The following is a 19,372-nucleotide window of genomic DNA, read 5'->3' as shown; positions in this document are numbered from 1 at the left end:
TTTGAACGAGACAACATGTCCTGGAACAGTAAAGTCATCTGGTCGGAGGGGATGTTTCTGCAGCCCCAGCATTTGCAGCAGCACGACCGCTATCTGCAGCGGCAACTGGAGACGCGCGCGGCCGGCCTGCGTCCGTACAGTTGGGGCTTTACCGCGCTGGAGATCGACGAGTCGCTGCTCAAGCTCGGCAAGCTCGCGCTGCTGTCGTGCTCCGGCGTGATGCCGGACGGCACACCGTTCGATCTGCCCACCGACGATGACTTGGCCGAACCGCTGGAGATTCCCGAAGGCACGCGCAACGTGCTGGTCCAACTGGCGCTGCCGGTGCGCAGGCCGGGTGTCGCCGAAACCTGCAACGAAGCCAGCGAGGAGAACTTCGCGCGACACCGTGTCACCGAATTCGACGTCAGCGACAGCAACGATCCGAATGCCGGCGCGGCGTTGCTGCAGATCGGCAAACTGCGCGTGCGTCTCGCGCTCGCCCCCGAAGTGGCGAATGCCTACACCGCGCTCGGCGTCGCGCGCGTGCTCGAGCGACTGCCCGACAACCGAGTCGTACTCGAAAACGACTACAGCCCGCCGTGTCTCGACTATCGGGTGGCGCGCCGTCTCGCGGCGTTCGTCGACGACCTCGTGGGCCTTCTGCATCAACGCGGTGAAGCGCTGGCCGGACGCCTTGCACAGCCCGGCGTGACGGGCGTCGCGGAAGTGGCCGATTTCCTGTTGCTGCAGTTGATCAATCGCCACGAGCCGCTGGCCGCGCATCTCTCGACGATGACCGGTCTGCATCCCGAGTCGCTGTACCAGGTGGCGGTGCAGTTGGCCGGCGAGCTGGCGACCTTCAGCCAGGCGTCGAAGCGGCCGCCGGCGTATCCGGTGTATCGCCATGAGTGGTTGCGCGAAACCTTTGCGCCGGTGATCGACGACATTCGCGCGTCGCTGAGCATGGTGATGGACCCGCACGCCGTGGCGATCCCGCTCGAAGAGCGCAAGTTCGGCTTGCGCGTGGCGATCGTGCCGGACAAGACGCTGTTTGCCGGCGCCACCTTCGTGCTTGCGGTGCGCGCGCAAATGCCGGCCGAGCACATCCTGACCGGCTTCGCGCCACAGGTGAAGATCGGCCCGATCGAACGCATTCGCGATCTCGTCAATCTGCAATTGCCGGGCGTAGGCCTACGCGCGTTGCCCGTGGCGCCCCGGCAACTGCCGTTCCATGCGGGCTTTACCTACTTCGAACTCGATCGCGGCAACGAACTGTGGAAGCAGTTCGGGAATTCCGCGGGCATGGCGTTGCACGTCGCCGGCGACTTTCCCGGACTGACGATGGAGTTCTGGGCAATTCGCCGCTGATGCATTGATTGAGGAAGTTCATCGTGAGTCCAGACGAACCGCGTGGCCCCGCCGACGATCCCGGCGCGACGATTCTGATTCCGACACCGGGCGGCGCGCGGGCGGCGTTCATGGCGGCCGCGGCAACGCCCGCGCCGATGCTGCCCGCTGGCGGCGGTCTGAATCCGCTGCTGCGCGCGGCCAACCCGCTGATCGAACTGGCGCTGCCGTTGCGGCAGTTGCCGACCCATCCGAATGTGGAAGACCTGCGCAACCAGCTGATGCAAATGGTGCGCAACTTCGAGACGCAAGGCCGCGCCAACGGCATCGACGACGAGAAGCTCGGCGCCTCGCGCTATTGCCTGTGCACGTTCCTCGACGAAGCGGTCGCCAGCACGCCATGGGGGGCGGGCTTGTGGGGCAGCCGCAGTTTGCTGGTGACGTTCCACAACGAGGCCTCGGGTGGCGAGCGCTTTTTCCTGATCCTGCAGCGTCTCGCGCAGAACCCCGCGGCCAATATCGACGTGCTCGAATTGATCTACGTGATTCTCGGCCTCGGTTTCGAAGGACGTTACCGTCTGATCGACGGTGGCCGCACGCAGCTCGACACGATCCGCGAACGCCTCGAACAGATGATTCGCGGCCAGCGCGGCGCGGCCGAACGCGATCTGTCGCCGCACTGGCTGCCGGTCAAGGTCGAACGAAAGCCGTTGCTGCAACTCGTGCCGTTGTGGGTCGCGGCGGCAATCGCCTGCCTCGTGCTGGTGATCGTCCATCTGTCGTTGAGCTTCAGGCTCAACGACATGTCCGACCGCGTGTTCGAAGCGCTGCACGGCATCCGCGTCGCGCCGGCTCCCGTGCTCGCGTCGAAGCTGGCGGCGGCGCCCAAACCTGCGCCGAAGCTATCGCAGTTCCTCGCGCCTGAAATTGCCCAAGGCCTCGTGCGTGTCTCGGAGTTGCCGGACCGGACTGTCGTCACGATCAATGGCGACGGCCTGTTCGGCTCGGGCAGCGCCGATCTGGCCGCGGGTTTCGTCCCGCTCATCCAGCGTATCGGCGACGCGTTGAAGGAAGTGCCGGGCAACGTGGTGGTCGCGGGTCACACGGACAGCCAGCGAGTCTTGTCCGCGCGCTTCCCGTCGAACTGGCATCTGTCGCAGGCGCGCGCCGAAGCGGTGCGCGACATGCTCGCGTCGCGGGCCGGCAACCCAGCCCGCTTCAGCGCCGAAGGGCGCGGCGACGCCGAGCCGATCGCACCGAACGACACCGCCGCGAATCGCGCGCGCAACCGCCGCGTCGATATCACGGTGCTGGCGCCGGGAGCGGCATCGTGAAGGCCTTCGGGATGAGTCCGTCGCGGGTGGCGCAGGGGAGCCGGATATGAAAATCTTTGGCTGGCTCAGACGAGCCATTGTGCTGTCGTTGCTCGGCGTGCTCGCGCTGTCGCTGATCGTGTGGGTCGAGGGGCCGCTCGTCGCGTACGCGGGCCATGAGCCGTTCGAAAGCAACAGCAGCCGCTGGGCCGTGATCATCGTGTTGCTGCTGGTGTGGGCGGTGTACTGGAGCGTGCGCTGGATCGCGGTGCGTCTCGCCAACATCAAGTTCACTCGCGTGGTGGCAGAGGGACCGGCCGAGCCCGCGCCGGGCAAGAAAGAATCCGAGGCCGACGTCGCCGCGTTGAAGCAGCGTTTCGAAGCCGCCATGGCGACCTTGCGCAAGGCGCGGGTCAAGGGTCGCTTCGGTAGTCAGTACGTGTACCAGTTGCCGTGGTACATGTTCGTCGGCGCGCCCGGCACGGGCAAAACCACCGCACTATTGAACTCCGGGCTCAAGTTTCCCCTCGCCGAGCGGCTCGGCAAGCAGTCGATCGGCGGCGTGGGCGGCACGCGCAATTGCGACTGGTGGTTCACCGACGATGCGGTGCTGCTCGATACCGCGGGCCGCTTCACCACCCAGGATAGTTTCGCCGAAGCCGATCAGGCCGCGTGGGCCGGCTTCCTGCAACTGCTGCGCAAGTATCGGCCGCGCCGGCCGCTGAATGGCGTCATCGTGGCCTTGTCGACGCGCGACCTGCTGCAACTGTCCGACCCGCAGCGCGCGCAGCAGGCGCAAGCCGTGCGCGAGCGTCTCAGGGAACTGTACGGCAAGCTCGGCATGCGTTTTCCGGTCTACGTGATCGTGACCAAATGCGATCTGCTCGCGGGTTTCGCGGAATTCTTCGACGACCTCGGCCGCGACGAGCGCGAACAAGTCTGGGGCATGACGTTCCCGTTCACCGAGCGAGGCTCACCGGACGACGCACTGGCCGCATTTCCCGCCGAATTCGACGCGCTGGAAAAGCAGCTGCAAGCCCGCGTGCTGCACCGTATGCAGCGCGAGACCGATGTGCGCCGGCGTGCGCTCGTCTATGGATTTCCGCAGCAGTTCGCGGGTCTGCAAGCCACACTGAAAAGCTTTCTCGACGAAACCTTCAGTACCTCGCGCTTCGAGGAGTCCGCGTTGCTGCGCGGCGTGTATTTCACTAGCGGCACCCAGGAAGGCCGGCCCATCGATCGCGTGATGAGCGCGGTGGCCTCGGCGCTCGGCTTCCAGCAACAGGTCGTGTTGCCCGACCCGGCGAGCGGGCGCGCGTACTTCATCACGCGGCTGCTGCGCGGCGTGATCTTCGAGGAAGCCGGACTCGCGGGCGTGAACCAGAAGCTGGAGCGGCGCCGCGCCTGGTTTCAGCGCGCCGCGCTGGCGGCGATCGGCATCGTCACGGTGCTGGCGCTGGTTCTGTTCTTCGTCAGCTATCAACGCAATCGCGCTTACGTCGCCGATGTTCGACAGCACGTTGCCGGGTTGCAGAAGCTCGCGCAGACCACCCAGCCGGGCGACAACCCGCTTGCGCTGCTGCCGCTGCTCAATGCCGCGCGCGACCTTCCCGGCGGTTACGCGGACCGCGACAGGAGCGTGCCGTGGCTGTCGCGCCTCGGCCTTTATCAGGGCGACAAGCTCGGCCTCGAAGCGCAGACCAGTTATCGGCGGCTGTTGCGGCAGACCCTGTTGCCTCTGGTCGTGAGCCGCATGGAAGAAGAATTGCGCCGCGGTGACGCGAACAATCCCGACTTCCAGTATGAAGTCTTGCGCGCATATCTGATGCTGGGCGATTCACTGCACTTCGACGCCGACTCCGTGCGCTTGTGGGCCGATGTCGATTGGCGCCGCGGGCCGTTGCGCGATGCCAACGACGATCAGCGCAACGATCTCGACGGCCATCTCGCCGCGCTGTTCCAGCCGGCGCGCTTCGATGCGTCGCTGCCGCTCGACAAGGATCTGATCGCGCAGGCGCGCGCGACGCTCGCCAAAATGCCGCTGACGCAGCGTCTGTTCAACCGCGTCAAACGCGATCTCGAACAGAGCAGACTGCCGGAGTTCAGCGTCGCCTACGCGGCGGGGCGCAATGCCGCGCCGGTGCTCGTGCGCAAGAGCGGCGCGCCGTTGACGCGCGGTGTTTCAGGCGCGTACACGCGGGCCGGCTATCAGAAGTTCGGCCAGTTGCGCGACGCGGCGGTGATCGATATCGCAAAGGACGATTGGGTGCTCGGCCGTCAGGAATCAGTATTGACGCTGAACGGTATCGAGGATCTGAAGGCGGGCATCACCCGGCTTTACTACGACGAGTACATCCGCCAGTGGGACGCGTTGCTCAACGATATCGACGGGGTGCCGTTCGACGGCGTGCAGCAGGGGGCACGCGTGGCGAATGTGCTCGCGGCGCCCGACTCGCCGCTGCGCTCGCTGATGCTGGCCGCGGCGCAGGAAACCACGCTGGGCAGCACCAAAACGGGCGGTTCGCTGACGGAGCAGGGCGTTGCCGCGTTGACCAACAAGCTCGATGCGGCCAAAAAGCGCCTCGAGAGCGCGCTCGGCAACCAGCCGGAAGACGCGGCAGCGCCCGCGCCGGCCGAACTCAATCCGGTCGACGCGCATTTCCAGGCGCTGCACGAACTGGCCGGCAAACCCGGCGCACCGGGCCCGGCTCCGCTGGACGCGCAACTCGCCGCGCTGAAGGACGCCGCGACCTATCTGGAGGCCGCGGACTCGGCGCGCCGTCAGGGCTTGCCGCCGCCGCCCGGCGATGCGTTGAACAAGCTCAAGCTGGTGGCCCAGGGGGCGCCGCCGCCGCTTGCGACGGTGGCCACCAGCGTCGCGAGCGGGGCGGGGTCGCTGATGGTGGGCGGCGAGCGGGCGCGCCTGAACGCGTTGTGGCAGGCGAACGTGGCGCAGCTGTGCCGGCAGGCGCTCGACGGTCGCTATCCTCTCGTGCGCGGCTCGACACGCGACGTCGCGCCCGACGATTTCGGCAGGCTGCTGAGCCCAGGCGGCCTGATCGACGATTTCTTCCAGAAGAATCTGGCAACGATGGTCGACATGTCGGGACCGCAGTGGAAATGGCGCAGCGGCGTCGATACGCTCGGCATCCCGGTCGAGGTGCTCGGCCAATTCCAGCGCGCCGCGCAGATCCGCGACGCGTTCTTCCGGGCCGGCGGCCGAGACGTGTCGGTGCGCTTCACGGTGAAGCCGCTCACCATCGATCCATCGATTACCCAGTTCACGCTCGACATCGATGGGCAGCAAATGGTCGTCAAACCCGACGCGCCGCAATCGATGGTGTTCCAGTGGCCGAGCGGCAAGGGCACCGGCCAGGCGCACGTCGAGTTCACGCCGGCGGGCAGCGCACCGGCGGCGCGCGCCGACGGACCGTGGGCACTGCTGCATCTGATCGACGATGCGCGTCTGCAACCCACCGCGCAACCCGACCGCTTTCGCCTGAGCTTCGACTCGGATGGCCGGCGCGCGGAGTTCGAACTGGCAGCCAGCAGCATCGTGAATCCGTTTCGCCGTGCCATGCTCGAACAGTTTCGCTGTCCGGATCGGCTATGAGTGGCGAGCTTGCGCAGGAGCCGACATCCGGGCCCGGCTTCTTCGGCAAGGTGCGCACGCATGGCGACTTCGTGGGACGGCGCTTGCCAATCGAGTTCGTCACGCGTTGGGACGAGCGCTTGCAGGAAGGCATGTTACTGGCGCGGCAGCGCTTTGGCGCGCAGTGGCTGGAACTGTATCTGAATGCCCCGGTGTGGTGTTTCGTGCTGGGCGCGGGTCTGTATGGCACGAGCGCGTGGGCGGGCGTTCTGACGCCGGGCGTGGACCGTGTGGGGCGTTATTTTCCGTTCACGATCGCTGAGGCGATCGATGGCGCCGAACTCGCACGGCGACTGGCCGATGCGCAAGGATGGTATGACCGCTTGGTGGCGCTCGCATTGTCGACACTGACGCAGGAATTCGCCCTCGATGCTTTCGACGCGGCGTTGCGAGCCGAGAGCCTGTTCAATGGGGATCGCGCATCGACGCCGTGGCGGCTCGCCATCCCTGATGCGGCCGACGGCGGATTCGCCACTTTGCTCGAACAGACCGTCGCCATGGGACACGCGGTCTGGTGGAGCGACGGATCGCCGGCCGTGCCGGCTTCGGCGAGAGTTTCCGCGGGCACGACGACCGGCTTGCAGTTCGCGAGTCTGCTCGACGTCGGCACCCAAGAGTGGGATTCGGTGATCGACGTCATTTCGAACCCGGGCGCACAGCAACGGCATCACTGACGTCGCCGCCGCGGGTAAGGGTAAGCGTTTCAAATTGACTTCTCATCATTCGTCTTTAAAGGATGAGGCTGTCATACGCCGGTTCGCGCCGGTGTTCGCCGACGGTCCGCAAAGGGGCGCTGGCGGCCTCACCGCAACTCCATTCTGCGGAGATCGCCGTATGTCACGCCTGACCCCTCCGTCTTCCGCACGACGCATTCCGGGCGGCGTTCTGTCCGCCACGCTGTGCTTGCTCGCATTGCTGTGCACGGCCTCGCGCGCAGCCGAACCGGTCCTGAACGAGCAGGACATCAACGAGCAGTCGGTGACGCGCGCGCTCGAGCCCGACCTGTCGAGCGAGTCGGGCGAGAACGTCGTGACGCGCGGCTTCGTGCTGTCGAACAAGCCGCCGTCCGCCGCGCCGCGCCCCGCGCCCGCGAGAAAACCCGCCGCACAAATACTGATCACGTTCGCGACCAATTCGGCAATGCTCACCGACAGCGCGAAGGCCGCGCTCGACAAGGTCGCCGGTGCATTGCAGTCGGAGAAACTCGCGGCGTACCGGTTTCGCGTCGAAGGGCATGCCGATCCTCGCGGGTCGCCCGATGCCAACATGAAGCTCTCCGAAGACCGTGCGGCCGCGGTGGTCGAATATCTGACGCGGAAGGACGGCATCGCGGCGGAGCGGCTTTCGTCGCTCGGCAAAGGTTCTTCCGATCCGTTGAACAAGCGCAATCCGACGGCGCCCGAGAACCGTCGGGTGACGATCGTCACGGTCACGGATTAGGCGCTTTCAAGGTTGCCGCCGATGACACGTTATCGCGTGTATTGCGACGTGGCGACGGGTGTGGCGCTGCTGTTCGCGTGCGTCACCACGATCGCGCTCGCCGCGGGTCCGCAGGACTCGAACAACGCCGCCGACAGACCCGCGGCCGTCGACGACGACACCGGAGCGGTGCGTTTGCCGCTTGCCCGGCTCGCCGCCGCGTTGGCCCCCGACGCGCGCCTCCAACTGTTCACCGTGACGGACCAACCCGGCCTCCATGTGATGCAGGCGGCCAGCCTCGAGCAACAGGGCGCGATGTTCACGCGCGTGGTGGCATTGCTCGAACGCCGCGATATGCCGCGCGACCGCGTGGTGTCGGCGGCGGCGATCGCGGCTCACGCGCGGCGCTTTGGCACCGACCCCGCCGGGCTGACGGCGGGCAACAACTTCAGCACGGAGGAGTTGACGCATTTTTTCGAACTCGCGCGTGAGCAGGGCGTGGTGCTGAACCAGGGCGAGCGCACGTTGCAGACGATTCTCGTGCGATGGCGTTTGATTCGCGAGGAGCAGGGAACCTGGAAAGCGGCGAACGCACACGATTTTCTGATCACCATTCCCGGGCTGGGTCGCGCGCGAGGCGGCGAGACGATCGACGCCACCGTCAGGGCCGCGATCCTCAGTCACGAATTGGGCCATTGGCAGTACTTTTCGGACGGCGCCTACGCACATGTGTGCCGTGCGTTCTGGTGGCAGGTATTGAGCTTCGAGGAACGCGCGGAGTTGACCCGGCAACTGGAGAATCTCGGCTACGACCCGAGCGACCGGATCGTGATCGATGAGATGCAGGCCTATTTGCTGCATACGCCTGCGCGCTATATGCCGATCATCGACACGCCGGGACCTGGCGGCGTCGATGTCGGCAAGGTGCGGCGGCGCTTGCAGGAGGCGGTCGCGAGAGCGGGCGGATAGCAAGGACGAAGCGAACCGCGCGACACACGCTGTCGAGGTGACGCATGACGGATTACGCAGAACTCAACCGCATTTTGCCGCGCCTGTCGCACGCGCATGCGACGGCTGCGTTTAGCGACGAGGTGGCCCCGCTGCTGGTCGCCCTGTGGGCTGATGATTATGTTCGGCGCGTGGCATCGTGCGAATTGCTCGAAACTTCCGTCGGCCAGTTTTCATACCTGTTCGATATGACGACCGAGCGCCTCATTGCAGCGTGGGGAATCAGTCAGGGAAAGAGTGCGGTGCCGCGCAAGGAAATCGCGACGCGGATGCGCGGACATCCGCTCGCCAACGGCGGGACCTATCACCGGGGGCACGCCATTCCGCACACGCTCGGCGGCTCGACCGATATCAACCTCGTGCCGCAGCTGGGTAAGATCAATTCGGGGCCGTTCCAGGCGTTGGAACGACTGGCGGTCGGCCATGCGGGAGCGCTTTACTTCACCTACTGGCTGTACGGGCCGGGCAATAGTCAGGTGCCCGTTGGCGTGGAGCAGGGGCTTCTGATGCCGGGGGCGACTGCGTGCACGTTCAAGCTGGCGACGTTTGCGAATTGAGGCAAGCGCGGCGGTCCGCAAAAAACAACGCGATGCGCGTCTTTTTGAAAGCCGCGCGCCGCGATTGGGGAAATGCGCCGTGTGTCGGCCTTCGTCGGTGAACCCCTCGACGAATCGGACCGTCTACGATAAACAGTACCGCAGACACCGACGTAACGGACCCCGATGATGCCATCCGCTCGCCGTTTCCTCATCATGCTGGCGTCAGCCTTCCTGCGCGCACGCGCGGGCGGCGCGCTGGCGCTGTTTGCGTCGGCGGTGCCGCTCGCCCACGCGGACATCGTCGTCTCGTTCGCCGAGAGTCCGGTGTCGGTGATTCGCGGCGCCTCGCTGTATCGGCCGGGCGAAGGCGCCAGGCTGCGCGACGACGACATCATCGAAACCGACGCCGGCAAATCCGCGCAGCTCGAAGACGGTGCGGGGACGCTGATCGCGCTCGGGCCGCAAACGCAAATACTGCTCAAAACGCCGTCGGCGCCGCAAAACGCCGCGGCAGGGCCGCTGCGAATCACGATGCTGAGCGGCTGGCTCAAGGTTGGCTGCAAGGTGAGCGCAGGCGCGCAACCGCCGCTGTCGATCGAACTTCACGGCCTCGACATCAAACCTTCAGGCAATGGTCCGTGGTCGGTCGTCGCGATGACCACCGGCGAGCGCGCCGCAATCTTCGCGGAGTCCGGGGACGACGCGATCGTCGTCGTTCGCGCCCCCGCCCAGGTGCCCAGGCAAATCCTGCACGCGGGCCAGTACCTCGAGCGACATGCCGACGGGCCCCTGCGCGCGCAAGCGCGGCCATCCGCGGAGTTCATCGGCACGATGCCGCCAGGCTTTCGGGACCCGCTGGTCGGGGTGGCGGGACGGCTCGCGAGCAGGCACGAAGTTGCCGCGCCACTGCGCGCCGTCGATTACGCCGACGTCTCCGACTGGCTCACGAGCAGCGTCAGCGAGCGTGCCACCTTCGTCAAACGCTTTGTGCCGCGCCTGAAGACAGCGGCCTTCCGCGCGCAGATCGACGCCCATCTGGAGGTTCTGCCGGAATGGCGGCCGATTTTGCATCCGCCGCCGCCACGCCCGGCGAGCGAGCCACACAAAAGGCCCGCGCAAGCGCCGCCGCTAGCGCGTCCGGAATCCGGCGCCGGATCGTTGTATCGGGATAAACCCACGCCGGACGACGCCGACGACGCGCATTGACATACCATGCACCACCAAGGCGTTGACTCCCTTGCAACCATTCGCGCGGAGCGCCCATGAACCTGTCGTTGACTCTGAAGTTCAATCTCGCCTTCCTCGTCGTGTTCGCCGCGGGATTCGCCGCGACGGGTTTCGTGGCCGACCGGGTGTTGCGGGAAAACGCGGTGCAGACAACCGTGCGCGACGCGAGCCTGATGATCGAAGCCGCCACCGCGGCGCAGAACTACACGTCCGATCAGGTGACGCCGCTGCTTGCCACGCAGATCAAATACGCGTTCGTCCCGCAGTCGATTCCTGCGTATTCCGCCGTCGAGAGCCTGCTCGCGATCCAGAAGAAGTTTCCGGGCTTCTCGTACAAGAGCGCGATGCTCGATCCGACCAACCCGCGCGACCGCGCCACTGACTGGGAGACCGATGTGATCCGGCGCCTGCATGATCACCCCGAATTGCCCGAACTGATTGGCGAACGCGCGACGCCGTCGGGCCCCAGCCTTTACATCGCGCGGCCCACCCGCATCGACTCGGCCGCGTGCCTCGAATGCCACAGCACGCCCAGCGCGGCGCCGCGCACGATGATCGACAAATACGGGCCGGCGAACGGCTTCAACTGGCCCCTGCATGAAACGATCGGCGCGCAGGTCGTGTCCGTGCCGATGTCGCTGCCACTGGGACAGGCGCACAGCGTCTGGCGCACGTTCATGCTGTCGTTCGCCGCGGTGTTCGGATGCGTGCTGATCGCGCTGAACCTGATGGTGCATTTCCTCGTGACGAAGCGGCTCAAGGCTTTGTCGCGCGCGGCCGACGAAGCCAGCCTCGGCAAGCTCGACACCGCATCGTTTTCGACGCGCGGCGGCGACGAAATCGCCTCGCTCGCGGTCTCGTTCAACCGCATGAAAACGAGTCTCGTCGAAGCGCTGCGGATGCTGGGAGCGTAAGCTGGCGTGATCGGCCAGGCGCCCCTCGACCGGAACCCGAATGAGCAACGAAGCAACGCCTACGCGCATTGGCAAGTACCGGATCGACCGCGTGCTGGGGACGGGCGCCATGGGCGTCGTCTATCTCGCGTTCGACCCGCACCTGGAAAGACCGGTGGCGCTGAAAACCGTGCGTCGCGAACTGCTCGCCGGCGAGGACACGAGTGGCGACATGCTGCTGCGTTTTCGCAACGAGGCACGCGCGGCCGGTCGGCTCGCGCATCCGAACATCGTCACGGTCCACGATTTCGGCGAAGACGGCGGTACGGCTTATATCGTGATGGAGTACGTCGCCGGGCATGGCCTCGATACATTGCTGGTGCCGGGCCACGCGTTGCCGCTGTCGGAGGCTTTCCACTGGCTCGCGCAACTGCTCGCCGCGCTCGCGTATGCGCATGAGGCCGGCGTCGTGCACCGCGATATCAAGCCGGCGAATCTGCTCGTCACGGCGGCGGGGCTTCTGAAGGTCGCCGATTTTGGCGTCGCGCGCATCGGCTCATCCGCCACCTCGTCCGGGTGGATGATCGGCACGCCGAGCTACATGTCGCCCGAGCAGTTCGAGGGCGAATCGGTCGATGCCCGCGCGGACCTGTTCTCGGCCGGCGTCGTGCTGTACCGCATGCTGACCGGCCGCCAGCCGTTCGTCGGCTCGCCGGCCACGATCAGGCAGAAGATCATCAAAGATGCGCCGGCCCGGCCATCGGAAATCGTCTCCGCGTTGCCGCCGGCGCTCGACGCGATGGTCGCGAAAGCACTCGCGAGGCGGCCGGACGACCGCTTCGGTTCGGCCGCGGAATGGCTCGCGAGCTTGAGGTCGTTGGCCGTCTCGCCGGCGGCGGCCGACGATGACCGGACTATCGTGACGCCGTCCGTGTATTGGTCCGCGTCCGCTTCCTTGCCAGCGCATGCGACGGGCGTCGGCCCCGCACCTGTGCCCGTGCCTTCGGCGCCGCCGAGTTGGCCGCCTGAGATGCTCGCGCGCATCGAACGCCAACTCGCGACCCAGATGGGCCCGCTCGCGAGCCTTCTGGTGCGACGCGCGGCCACCCAGACGAACGACCTGCCGACGCTCGGCGCGCAGCTGGCGGCGGCGTTGCCGGACACGGCGCGGCTTGAATTCGAGCAGGCCTTCGCGCGGCTGACGGCTGGCTTGCCCGATATGTCGACGATGACCTCGTCATCGCCGGGCTCACGCGTCGCGACGGCTGCCGCAAAGGTATCGGCTGTATCGCCCGCGAGCGCCGCAGGCACGTCACCAGACAGTGCGATCGATCAGGCCAGCATCGATGCCGTCGCCGTTAAACTGGCCGTCTATCTGGGACCGATCGCTAAGATGATTGCCAGTCGCGAGGCGCGGCATGCTGCGAATTTCGACGAGTTCGTCCAGCGGGTCGAGGACTGCATCACCGACCCCGCGCAACGCGGTCGATTCCGGCACGATGTCGATTCATCCGGTTAGCCCACAGCGCCGATGGAGAGGCCGGCAAGCCTCTCCGTGACCGGCTTCACTGCACGCAGGTAAACGAGCTCGCGCGGTTCACGGGCTCCGGTGCAAATAGCGCGGAGGTGAATCGGTTAAGGTGTCGGGCTGAACGAATTGAGAGCCGACGATGAGCAAACTGAAGAACCTGGGCGAACTGTTCGCAGGCCGTCACTTTGACCGCGATGTGATCATTCTGTGTGTTCGCTGGTACCTGCGCTACAAGCTTAGCCTGCGCGATCTGGTCGAAATGATGGCGGAACGGGGTCTGTCGCTGGCGCACACGACGATCCTGCGCTGGGTGCGGCGCTTTGCGCCGGAGTTCATCAAACGGTGGAACCGCTTTGGCAGGCCCACCGGGCAGTCGTGGCGTGTCGACGAGACTTACCTCAAGCTGCGCGGCAAGTGAGCGTCACCTGCTTGCGATCTTCACCTTCTATGAATCGCTTCATCCGGTCACCCATGCTGAACGAGTTAATCCAGTCTAGGTGATCAGCATGTGTTCACACAAGCTCGACCCATAGGCGTCCGCCTGGTGCGAATCAGAGCGTTCGACCTTTGCACTCGACCGGTACGAAATCCGTTCACCGGCCCGGCGTACCGACTGGAACCGTACGACGTGCGGCCGGATTCCGCTGACGCAGCGCTTCGGTTGTTTCGCCGGAACCGTCCGCGCGCCAGCCCGGCGGTAGGATCACGAAGCTGACCGCAGTCCACACGCTGCCCGCCGATGCGATATCACGGGCGAGGCTGACCCAGTGCTCGAATTCGACGACGAGCGGATTGTGAGAGCGCGTCGGTGTCGTGAGACCGTAGCGGCACGGGTCATCGGCGCGTTCTTCGACATACGTGCCGAACAAGCGGTCGAATACGACGAGTACACCACCATAGTTCGCATCGAGATAATCGACGTTCGAGGCGTGGTGCACGCGATGCGCGGATGGCGTATTGAACACGTATTCGAGCCAGCCGAGTTTCGGCGTCCACGTGTTATGCAGCCAGAACTGATAAAGCAAATTGAAGCTCAGCGTCGCCAGCACGATTTCCGGACGCACGCCAAGCCACACGAGAGGCGCGAAAAACATTGCCGAGCCGGTTAGCTTGCCGGTCAGGCCGAGCCGGTAAGCCGATGATAGCGTCAGCTGGTTCGGCGAGTGGTGAACCGCATGCGTCGCCCAGAAAAAACGGATGCGGTGCGACGCGCGGTGGTACCAGTAATAGCAAAACTCCTGGCCGATAAAGAGTAGGAACACCATCAGCGCGCTGTTGAGCGTGACGGTAAAGATCCGGTGATCCCAGGCGAGCGCAAAAATGGGCGTCGCAAGCGAAAGCGGCAGCAGCGCGAACAGCTTGCGGCCGGCCAGATCGGCCAGCGATATCCACACTTCATGCCAGTCGAAGGGCGTGGCGCTATTGCGCTGACTGCGGGTGAGCACGCACGCCTCGATCAGCGAGACGCCAACGACGAACAGAGTTACACAAAGTGCGATTTTTCCAGAGGTAAACATGATGGGCGGATAACGGGTTGATGGGACGCGTCGGTTCGGGAAAACGCCGCTATCACGTCAGGTGAAGCTAATGTAGTGGGCTGCCCGGCTAAAAACCATGCGGAAACTATGTCGCCAAATGTCATGAAGTTCCGGCCGCGATGGCGGGCCGACGGCACCGGGCGCTGGCGGCAGGTTCGCTGATCGGCTGATCGGCCGATCCGGCCTTTCGAGCCACGCAAATGGTTTGCCGAACTTGAATGACCGATCTCAGAAAAATCGAATAGACGCCGACGACCCTGAGGTGACTGTCGGCATACCGAAGCATCAACGGCTCATCGCAAAGTGGAGCGGACATTCGTTTGGCGAAGGCCACAAACGGGTCATCGGCCTTAGCTGACGTTGGCAGGTGATACGCTCAGCGGCCGGAAGCATCGCGCAATTCTATTGATTTGCGCGGTCATAAGGACAACAACGACGAACTTGCGATTGCGCTCATTGTGCGTGGGATCGGGCGGTTGGCTTGCGCCGGCATGCAGCTCAATTAGGGTTAACCCACTCAGAACTGTGCCGCAAACTACATACAGTTCTTGCATGCGAGCTTGCTTCAGACGCGGGGGCATCGCCGCCCAGGGTCGTCTGGCGGTGTTTCCTCAGTATTGAGGGCGCTGTCAAGTTAAAAGACTGACGACAAGGTAGCCGAGAGGAATCGCTCATGCTCAAAATGCGGACGGATCTTGGGTGAGATCAGTGTAGCGATGCCATGCCTCAAAGCGCGCGGCGAGCTGCTTTCGGTAGAGTGACGCCCGAAGCAGATGTCGTTTGATCGCGAAGTGTTGCCGGATCAGGCCGAAGCTCGACAGGAAAGCCTGAGTGCGGTCAGGATCACGGAAGCCTCGCATGCGCCGCTTGCGTTCACGCGTGGGCTGATGACTATTTTCGGCCCGGTTGTTCACCCGGGCACCAGCCTTGACCAAGACATGTTTGACGGTGGCGAGCTCAGGTATTTCGGCCTTCGCTGCCGGATAGCTGCGCAACTGGTCGGTCACGATCTTGCGTGGCACCTCGGAACAAGAGGCCAGCACGCGCTTGAAAAACCGCCTGGCTGCGGCCTTGTCGCGACGCTTCTGCAGCAGGACATCGAGTTCGGCGCCGTGTTGATCAACTGCCCGCCACAGCAGGTACGGTTCGCCGCGCAGCGTTACGAACACCTCATCCACATGCCAAGTCCTGCCGGGGTTGCGCCGACCTGCTTTGACACCATGTGCAAAACCAGGCCGAACTTCTCGCCCCAGCGTCGAATCGTCTCATAGCTGACGGTCACTCCGCGCTCGAACAGTAACTCCTCGATGTCGCGCAGGCTTAACTGGAACCTAAAATACCAGCGCACCGCGCAACTGATGACGACGCCCGGAAAGCGATGGCGGTGATAGAGAGGCTTCGAGTTCTTCATCGTCTGACTCTGCCTGCATATCTGGTTGCCGTGACAACGCCCTTCGCGCTAATAGGTAGTTTCCCGGTTGACACCCGCCAACGAAGGCGCCAATGGGCCGGCCAGCAGTGCGGGTTGACGAAAATGAAGCCGCCCATCCGGCAACAGCGGGCTACAACTTCGGAAAAGCCCGGTGTTCCATGTACCGCAATGCGCAAAAAAAGCCGCAGACATCGCTGCGGCCGAAACACACACGCAACGCATTGGGGGCGCTGACGTGGCAATAATTGTATAGGCCCGGGCCAAAGAAGCCATCGGGTATATCGTCTGCATATTGGCCGCCAGCGCTTTGAGCCCTTGTCGTCACGACTTTGCGGATGCCACTCGTAAACCACTGTTGCAAAGGCGCCAGGGAGTCATGTCGGTGACATCTTGCGGTGTCTGTTATCGATGCCGGAAGCGGCGATGCTGGTGAAAAGCGGATGGCCCGCATGAGCGGGCCATCCGCTTCAAACCATTCGACGACCCGCGCCTACATCGGCTGAATGTTCGATGCCTGCTTGCCCTTCTGGCCTTGTTTCACTTCGAAGCTCACCTTCTGGCTCTCTTGCAGCGATTTGAAGCCGCTTCCCTGGACTTCAGAGAAATGTGCGAACAGGTCTTCTCCGCCATCATCTGGCGTAATGAATCCGAAGCCCTTCGCGTCGTTGAACCACTTGACTGTACCTGTTGCCATTTTGCTGAATTTCCAAAGAGACGTGTTGTGTTGGACGCCGGTCAGCTGGACGGCTGACTCGAGCCATTCCGGTTTTACCATGGCGGATTGACGGCCGACAACCAGGGGCATCGGCACATGGAGACTTCTGTCGCATTTCGTTGGTCCGCAACATGTCATGCTGATGGCGAACGGAAGGAGCGAAGGTGGCCGCCAGAAGGCTGCTGACTGGCCTGTTGCCGGCCCCGAAGGGAACCCTGCGAAATCTGTTCGGCGGCTAACCCAACCGAGGGGAAGTTTCAGTATCAAACAGGCCAGGCGAAGACGCCGCAAAAGCGACATGAGGTCGGCTCTCAACGAAGAGCGTTCGGGCAACCACGGTCCGTGCCAGACTGAGAGGTGAGTCGCCGACGACCAGCGACATCAAGCAGGCGCTTTGCTACCATCGACTAGCCGTAATTGCCTGCCCGCCCGGGCCACTTTCTTGAAGGAGGTTGAGATGGACGTGCCAGTCACTGAAGAACAAATCCGAATCCTTGCTTTCTATCTGTGGGAGAAGGACGGCTCTCCCGAAGGGCGCTCGGACGAGTACTGGGAGAAGGCTCGACAGCAGTTGGGTGCGGACCAGCCACCGGCAGCATCTGAGGGCGACACAGCAGCCTGAGCGGCGCGCGCCAATGGAATTGCGGGCGCCAGAGCAGGGGTCCCTTACGCGCCTGTCTTGGCAACTGACCGGACGGTCTCAGGTACCCCGACAGTCCGGGTGTCGCTTTGCTCCTTACCAGTTCGAGTGCTTTATCCGCCAGTGAGCCAAAGTCGGCGGCGCTCCGCTGCCTCGCAACGGTGTCATATCTGCTGGCGGGCCCCCGGCTGTTCAATTCACGCTGCTTCCAAGCGGTACCTGACCTCATCGTCTGCAGAACCGCTCGCTGGTAGTCTAAAGCCAACCCTTCACCATCGTGACTCGCCATAGCACGAACGTGAGCAGGGCCGCTGATACGGTGGTAAATGGAGGCACGTCACTGGGCGCATAAGCCAGCCTCGTCAAATCATCGTTTATGTCGATAGCCTCACCCGGGAATGTGGCGTCGTCAGCCTTCGCGTCTATTCAAACGACACGGCGCACACGCTTGTCTCAGACTATGCGCGAGTTGTCGGGCAGCTCGCGCCGCCGCTGAGCCTCGCCGGCGCCGTGCACGCCATGACCGCGATGTTCGCCTCTGAAAGGAGAGGTCGATAACAGCCAGGCGTAGGAATAGCTAACCCACGCCATGGCCAACAGCGGAACAGAAATTGCACTATTCAATGCAGCGGGTCGGACCCATCCGGGTTACAGCTTCGCTTTGCATACGAGGGAGACCGTCATGCGAGTCGCTGCGAGAGGATTCTTGTTTTCTGCGTTAGTTCTGAGCTTATCTGGTGCCGCCTACGCGCAAGGTGCGGGAGCGGGTGGTGGGGGCGGCGCGGGTGCAGGCCAGGGCGGCACTGGAATGGGAACGCCGAATGCAAATGGGACGACGGAGTCACCATCTGGCGCGTCTGGCGCAAACACGATGGGAAAGTCGGGCGACATGTCGCAAAAGCAGATGAAGGCGAAGACGCAGAAGAAAGGAGGAATGGATGCGCCTGCGTCGGGCAGCGGTATAAAGAAGGCCTACTGACAGCAGATTGCTGATGGGACGTACCCCTGCAACCGAGAGGTAAGCTCCCGCTTAGGAAACCGGGGAGGAAGCGGACATGAGTGAATACAGAACGCGCGCCTCCGGCTTCTGCATCGTCGCTGCGGTTATCCTGGTTGGCCCGGCTTTACTTCCGCCGGCCTTTTCCCAGGACGCTAGCTTCCGGACGTCAGGCCAAGCAGCCGGTGTCAGCGCGCTACGACATATTCAGGCACGCATCACGGGGATAGACACGCTACACAACAGCGTGACCTTGCGCGACACGCGCGGCGAAATGGCCGTGATTGAAATCAGCCCAGACGTCACAGAATTTCACTTGCGGGACACGGTGAAATCGCATATGGAAACGCAATTCCGACGCATCTGGCCAGGGCCGCATCGAGTGGCATCCGCGAGCGACTCGAAACCGAACTTATGCAGCCAACACAGGATGGCGAAGCCAATTCGACCCGAAGCGTGGAGTTGCTGGCGACGGTGCTAAAAATCGACCGGAAGAAACGGGAGGTCACATTGCGCGGCCCGACTCTAACTGAGGAATTCGACGTTGCCCCAGATTGTTCTCTTGGTCTAAAAATCGGTGACTCCGGTCCGCGCGAAATTCGTCGCTGCCCGCGCAACTTCGGTTGCGCGGGTTGGGACCGCTCCTCAGTAAGGTGCTGACCGGTGACACTCCTATCTGTCGAAATGGTGCGCAACGCGCCGGTCGCGCAGCCGTCGATGCGCGCGTGAGGCCCGCACGAAGGAAATGAGTCGAGACACAAGCTGTCAAGGCTTCTTGGCGACGCTATATCTGCCCTATCCTTGACCACAATGGAGTGAGCGCAATCGCGTCGTCAGCCTGTTCTGGGACGGGTACGCTCGCCCGCAAGTGCGCGATTCGTGAATGTCGTCGAGTCGGTTCTTCAGTGGCATGACGCAGCTCATCCTCCAGGATAGTGGCTACGCTTGCGCAGATGCTGCGAAGTGGGCAATTGACGGCTAGTTCACCGAGCGCAATCAGCATTTCACGGGACTCCGCAACGCGCAGGCAAAGCAATCTGGCGACAGGAGCAGACAACGAGTGAGTTTTCGGCGGCGAAAAATTGCAAGGACCCGGGATACCAAGGAATGGGACAAACATCGACGTGTGTTCCTCCCAC

13 protein-coding genes and 2 pseudogenes are annotated in these 19,372 nt (G+C 63.9%); 12 read left to right on the top strand and 3 right to left on the bottom strand.

Annotation, left to right across the window (positions count from 1 at the left end; genetic code table 11):
* The first annotated feature begins 15 nt into the window (after window positions 1-15).
* The 11 genes and pseudogenes from tssK to BJG93_RS25480 form a co-directional block, all read left to right on the top strand.
* The gene (tssK, locus tag BJG93_RS25530; protein WP_027194112.1) at window positions 16-1,350 is read left to right on the top strand and encodes a type VI secretion system baseplate subunit TssK; all 1,335 of its coding nucleotides are present in this window, start codon (window positions 16-18) and stop codon (window positions 1,348-1,350) included.
* A gap of 23 nt (window positions 1,351-1,373) precedes the next feature.
* The gene (locus BJG93_RS25525) at window positions 1,374-2,663 is read left to right on the top strand and encodes a DotU family type VI secretion system protein (RefSeq protein WP_027194111.1); all 1,290 of its coding nucleotides are present in this window, start codon (window positions 1,374-1,376) and stop codon (window positions 2,661-2,663) included.
* A gap of 46 nt (window positions 2,664-2,709) precedes the next feature.
* On the top strand, window positions 2,710-6,255 hold the full coding sequence (gene tssM, locus BJG93_RS25520; RefSeq protein WP_027194110.1) for a type VI secretion system membrane subunit TssM: 3,546 nt from the start codon (window positions 2,710-2,712) through the stop codon (window positions 6,253-6,255).
* The gene (gene tagF / locus BJG93_RS25515; protein WP_051374155.1) at window positions 6,252-6,968 is read left to right on the top strand and encodes a type VI secretion system-associated protein TagF; all 717 of its coding nucleotides are present in this window, start codon (window positions 6,252-6,254) and stop codon (window positions 6,966-6,968) included. The genes tssM and tagF overlap by 4 nt, the downstream gene beginning before the upstream one ends.
* Window positions 6,969-7,128: 160 nt before the next feature.
* Window positions 7,129-7,734, top strand: a complete 606-nt coding sequence (locus tag BJG93_RS25510; RefSeq protein ID WP_027194109.1) for an OmpA family protein — start codon at window positions 7,129-7,131, stop codon at window positions 7,732-7,734.
* 21 nt (window positions 7,735-7,755) lie between these two features.
* Window positions 7,756-8,682, top strand: a complete 927-nt coding sequence (locus tag BJG93_RS25505; RefSeq protein ID WP_027194108.1) for a hypothetical protein — start codon at window positions 7,756-7,758, stop codon at window positions 8,680-8,682.
* A gap of 44 nt (window positions 8,683-8,726) precedes the next feature.
* On the top strand, window positions 8,727-9,278 hold the full coding sequence (locus BJG93_RS25500) for a DNA/RNA non-specific endonuclease (protein ID WP_027194107.1): 552 nt from the start codon (window positions 8,727-8,729) through the stop codon (window positions 9,276-9,278).
* A 165-nt stretch (window positions 9,279-9,443) separates the two neighbouring features.
* Window positions 9,444-10,466, top strand: a complete 1,023-nt coding sequence (locus tag BJG93_RS25495; protein WP_027194106.1) for a hypothetical protein — start codon at window positions 9,444-9,446, stop codon at window positions 10,464-10,466.
* A gap of 56 nt (window positions 10,467-10,522) precedes the next feature.
* Window positions 10,523-11,401 carry a c-type heme family protein gene (locus tag BJG93_RS25490; RefSeq protein WP_027194105.1) on the top strand — a complete coding sequence of 293 codons (879 nt, stop codon included), beginning with the start codon at window positions 10,523-10,525 and terminating at the stop codon, window positions 11,399-11,401.
* 40 nt (window positions 11,402-11,441) lie between these two features.
* Complete coding sequence (locus BJG93_RS25485) at window positions 11,442-12,899, top strand: serine/threonine-protein kinase (protein ID WP_027194104.1); 1,458 nt, start codon at window positions 11,442-11,444, stop codon at window positions 12,897-12,899.
* 151 nt (window positions 12,900-13,050) lie between these two features.
* Window positions 13,051-13,323: pseudogene (locus tag BJG93_RS25480) on the top strand (IS6 family transposase); the annotation flags it as partial.
* Window positions 13,324-13,504: 181 nt separating this feature from the next.
* Here BJG93_RS25480 and BJG93_RS25475 read toward each other — a convergent pair.
* The 3 genes and pseudogenes from BJG93_RS25475 to BJG93_RS25465 form a co-directional block, all read right to left on the bottom strand.
* Entirely contained in the window at window positions 13,505-14,428 is a 924-nt protein-coding gene (locus BJG93_RS25475; RefSeq protein ID WP_034477058.1) for a sterol desaturase family protein, read from the bottom strand.
* 698 nt (window positions 14,429-15,126) lie between these two features.
* Window positions 15,127-15,860 (bottom strand): annotated as a pseudogene (locus BJG93_RS25470) (IS6 family transposase).
* A gap of 511 nt (window positions 15,861-16,371) precedes the next feature.
* Window positions 16,372-16,575, bottom strand: a complete 204-nt coding sequence (locus BJG93_RS25465; protein WP_027194102.1) for a cold-shock protein — start codon at window positions 16,573-16,575, stop codon at window positions 16,372-16,374.
* Window positions 16,576-17,053: 478 nt separating this feature from the next.
* Between BJG93_RS25465 and BJG93_RS25460 the strand changes: the two genes are divergently transcribed.
* Window positions 17,054-17,218, top strand: coding sequence for a DUF2934 domain-containing protein (locus tag BJG93_RS25460; RefSeq protein WP_071336681.1), 165 nt, complete (start codon window positions 17,054-17,056; stop codon window positions 17,216-17,218).
* Window positions 17,219-19,372: the final 2,154 nt, after the last annotated feature.

The sequence above is a fragment of the Paraburkholderia sprentiae WSM5005 genome, assembly GCF_001865575.2.
In the GTDB taxonomy this organism is placed as follows: domain Bacteria; phylum Pseudomonadota; class Gammaproteobacteria; order Burkholderiales; family Burkholderiaceae; genus Paraburkholderia; species Paraburkholderia sprentiae.
The sequence above is the reverse complement of the archived record's forward strand: the minus strand, read 5'-3'. Positions and strand labels throughout refer to the sequence as shown.

Excerpts from the sequence above, each read along its gene's own strand:
- tssK (WP_027194112.1), top strand. The coding sequence starts at position 16 with ATGTCCTGGAACAGTAAAGTCATCTGGTCGGAGGGGATGTTTCTGCAG.
- tssM (WP_027194110.1), top strand. The coding sequence starts at position 2,710 with ATGAAAATCTTTGGCTGGCTCAGACGAGCCATTGTGCTGTCGTTGCTC.
- tagF (WP_051374155.1), top strand. The coding sequence starts at position 6,252 with ATGAGTGGCGAGCTTGCGCAGGAGCCGACATCCGGGCCCGGCTTCTTC.
- BJG93_RS25510 (WP_027194109.1), top strand. The coding sequence starts at position 7,129 with ATGTCACGCCTGACCCCTCCGTCTTCCGCACGACGCATTCCGGGCGGC.
- BJG93_RS25505 (WP_027194108.1), top strand. The coding sequence starts at position 7,756 with ATGACACGTTATCGCGTGTATTGCGACGTGGCGACGGGTGTGGCGCTG.
- BJG93_RS25500 (WP_027194107.1), top strand. The coding sequence starts at position 8,727 with ATGACGGATTACGCAGAACTCAACCGCATTTTGCCGCGCCTGTCGCAC.
- BJG93_RS25495 (WP_027194106.1), top strand. The coding sequence starts at position 9,444 with ATGATGCCATCCGCTCGCCGTTTCCTCATCATGCTGGCGTCAGCCTTC.
- BJG93_RS25490 (WP_027194105.1), top strand. The coding sequence starts at position 10,523 with ATGAACCTGTCGTTGACTCTGAAGTTCAATCTCGCCTTCCTCGTCGTG.
- BJG93_RS25485 (WP_027194104.1), top strand. The coding sequence starts at position 11,442 with ATGAGCAACGAAGCAACGCCTACGCGCATTGGCAAGTACCGGATCGAC.
- BJG93_RS25475 (WP_034477058.1), bottom strand. The coding sequence starts at position 14,428 with ATGTTTACCTCTGGAAAAATCGCACTTTGTGTAACTCTGTTCGTCGTT.
- BJG93_RS25465 (WP_027194102.1), bottom strand. The coding sequence starts at position 16,575 with ATGGCAACAGGTACAGTCAAGTGGTTCAACGACGCGAAGGGCTTCGGA.
- BJG93_RS25460 (WP_071336681.1), top strand. The coding sequence starts at position 17,054 with ATGGACGTGCCAGTCACTGAAGAACAAATCCGAATCCTTGCTTTCTAT.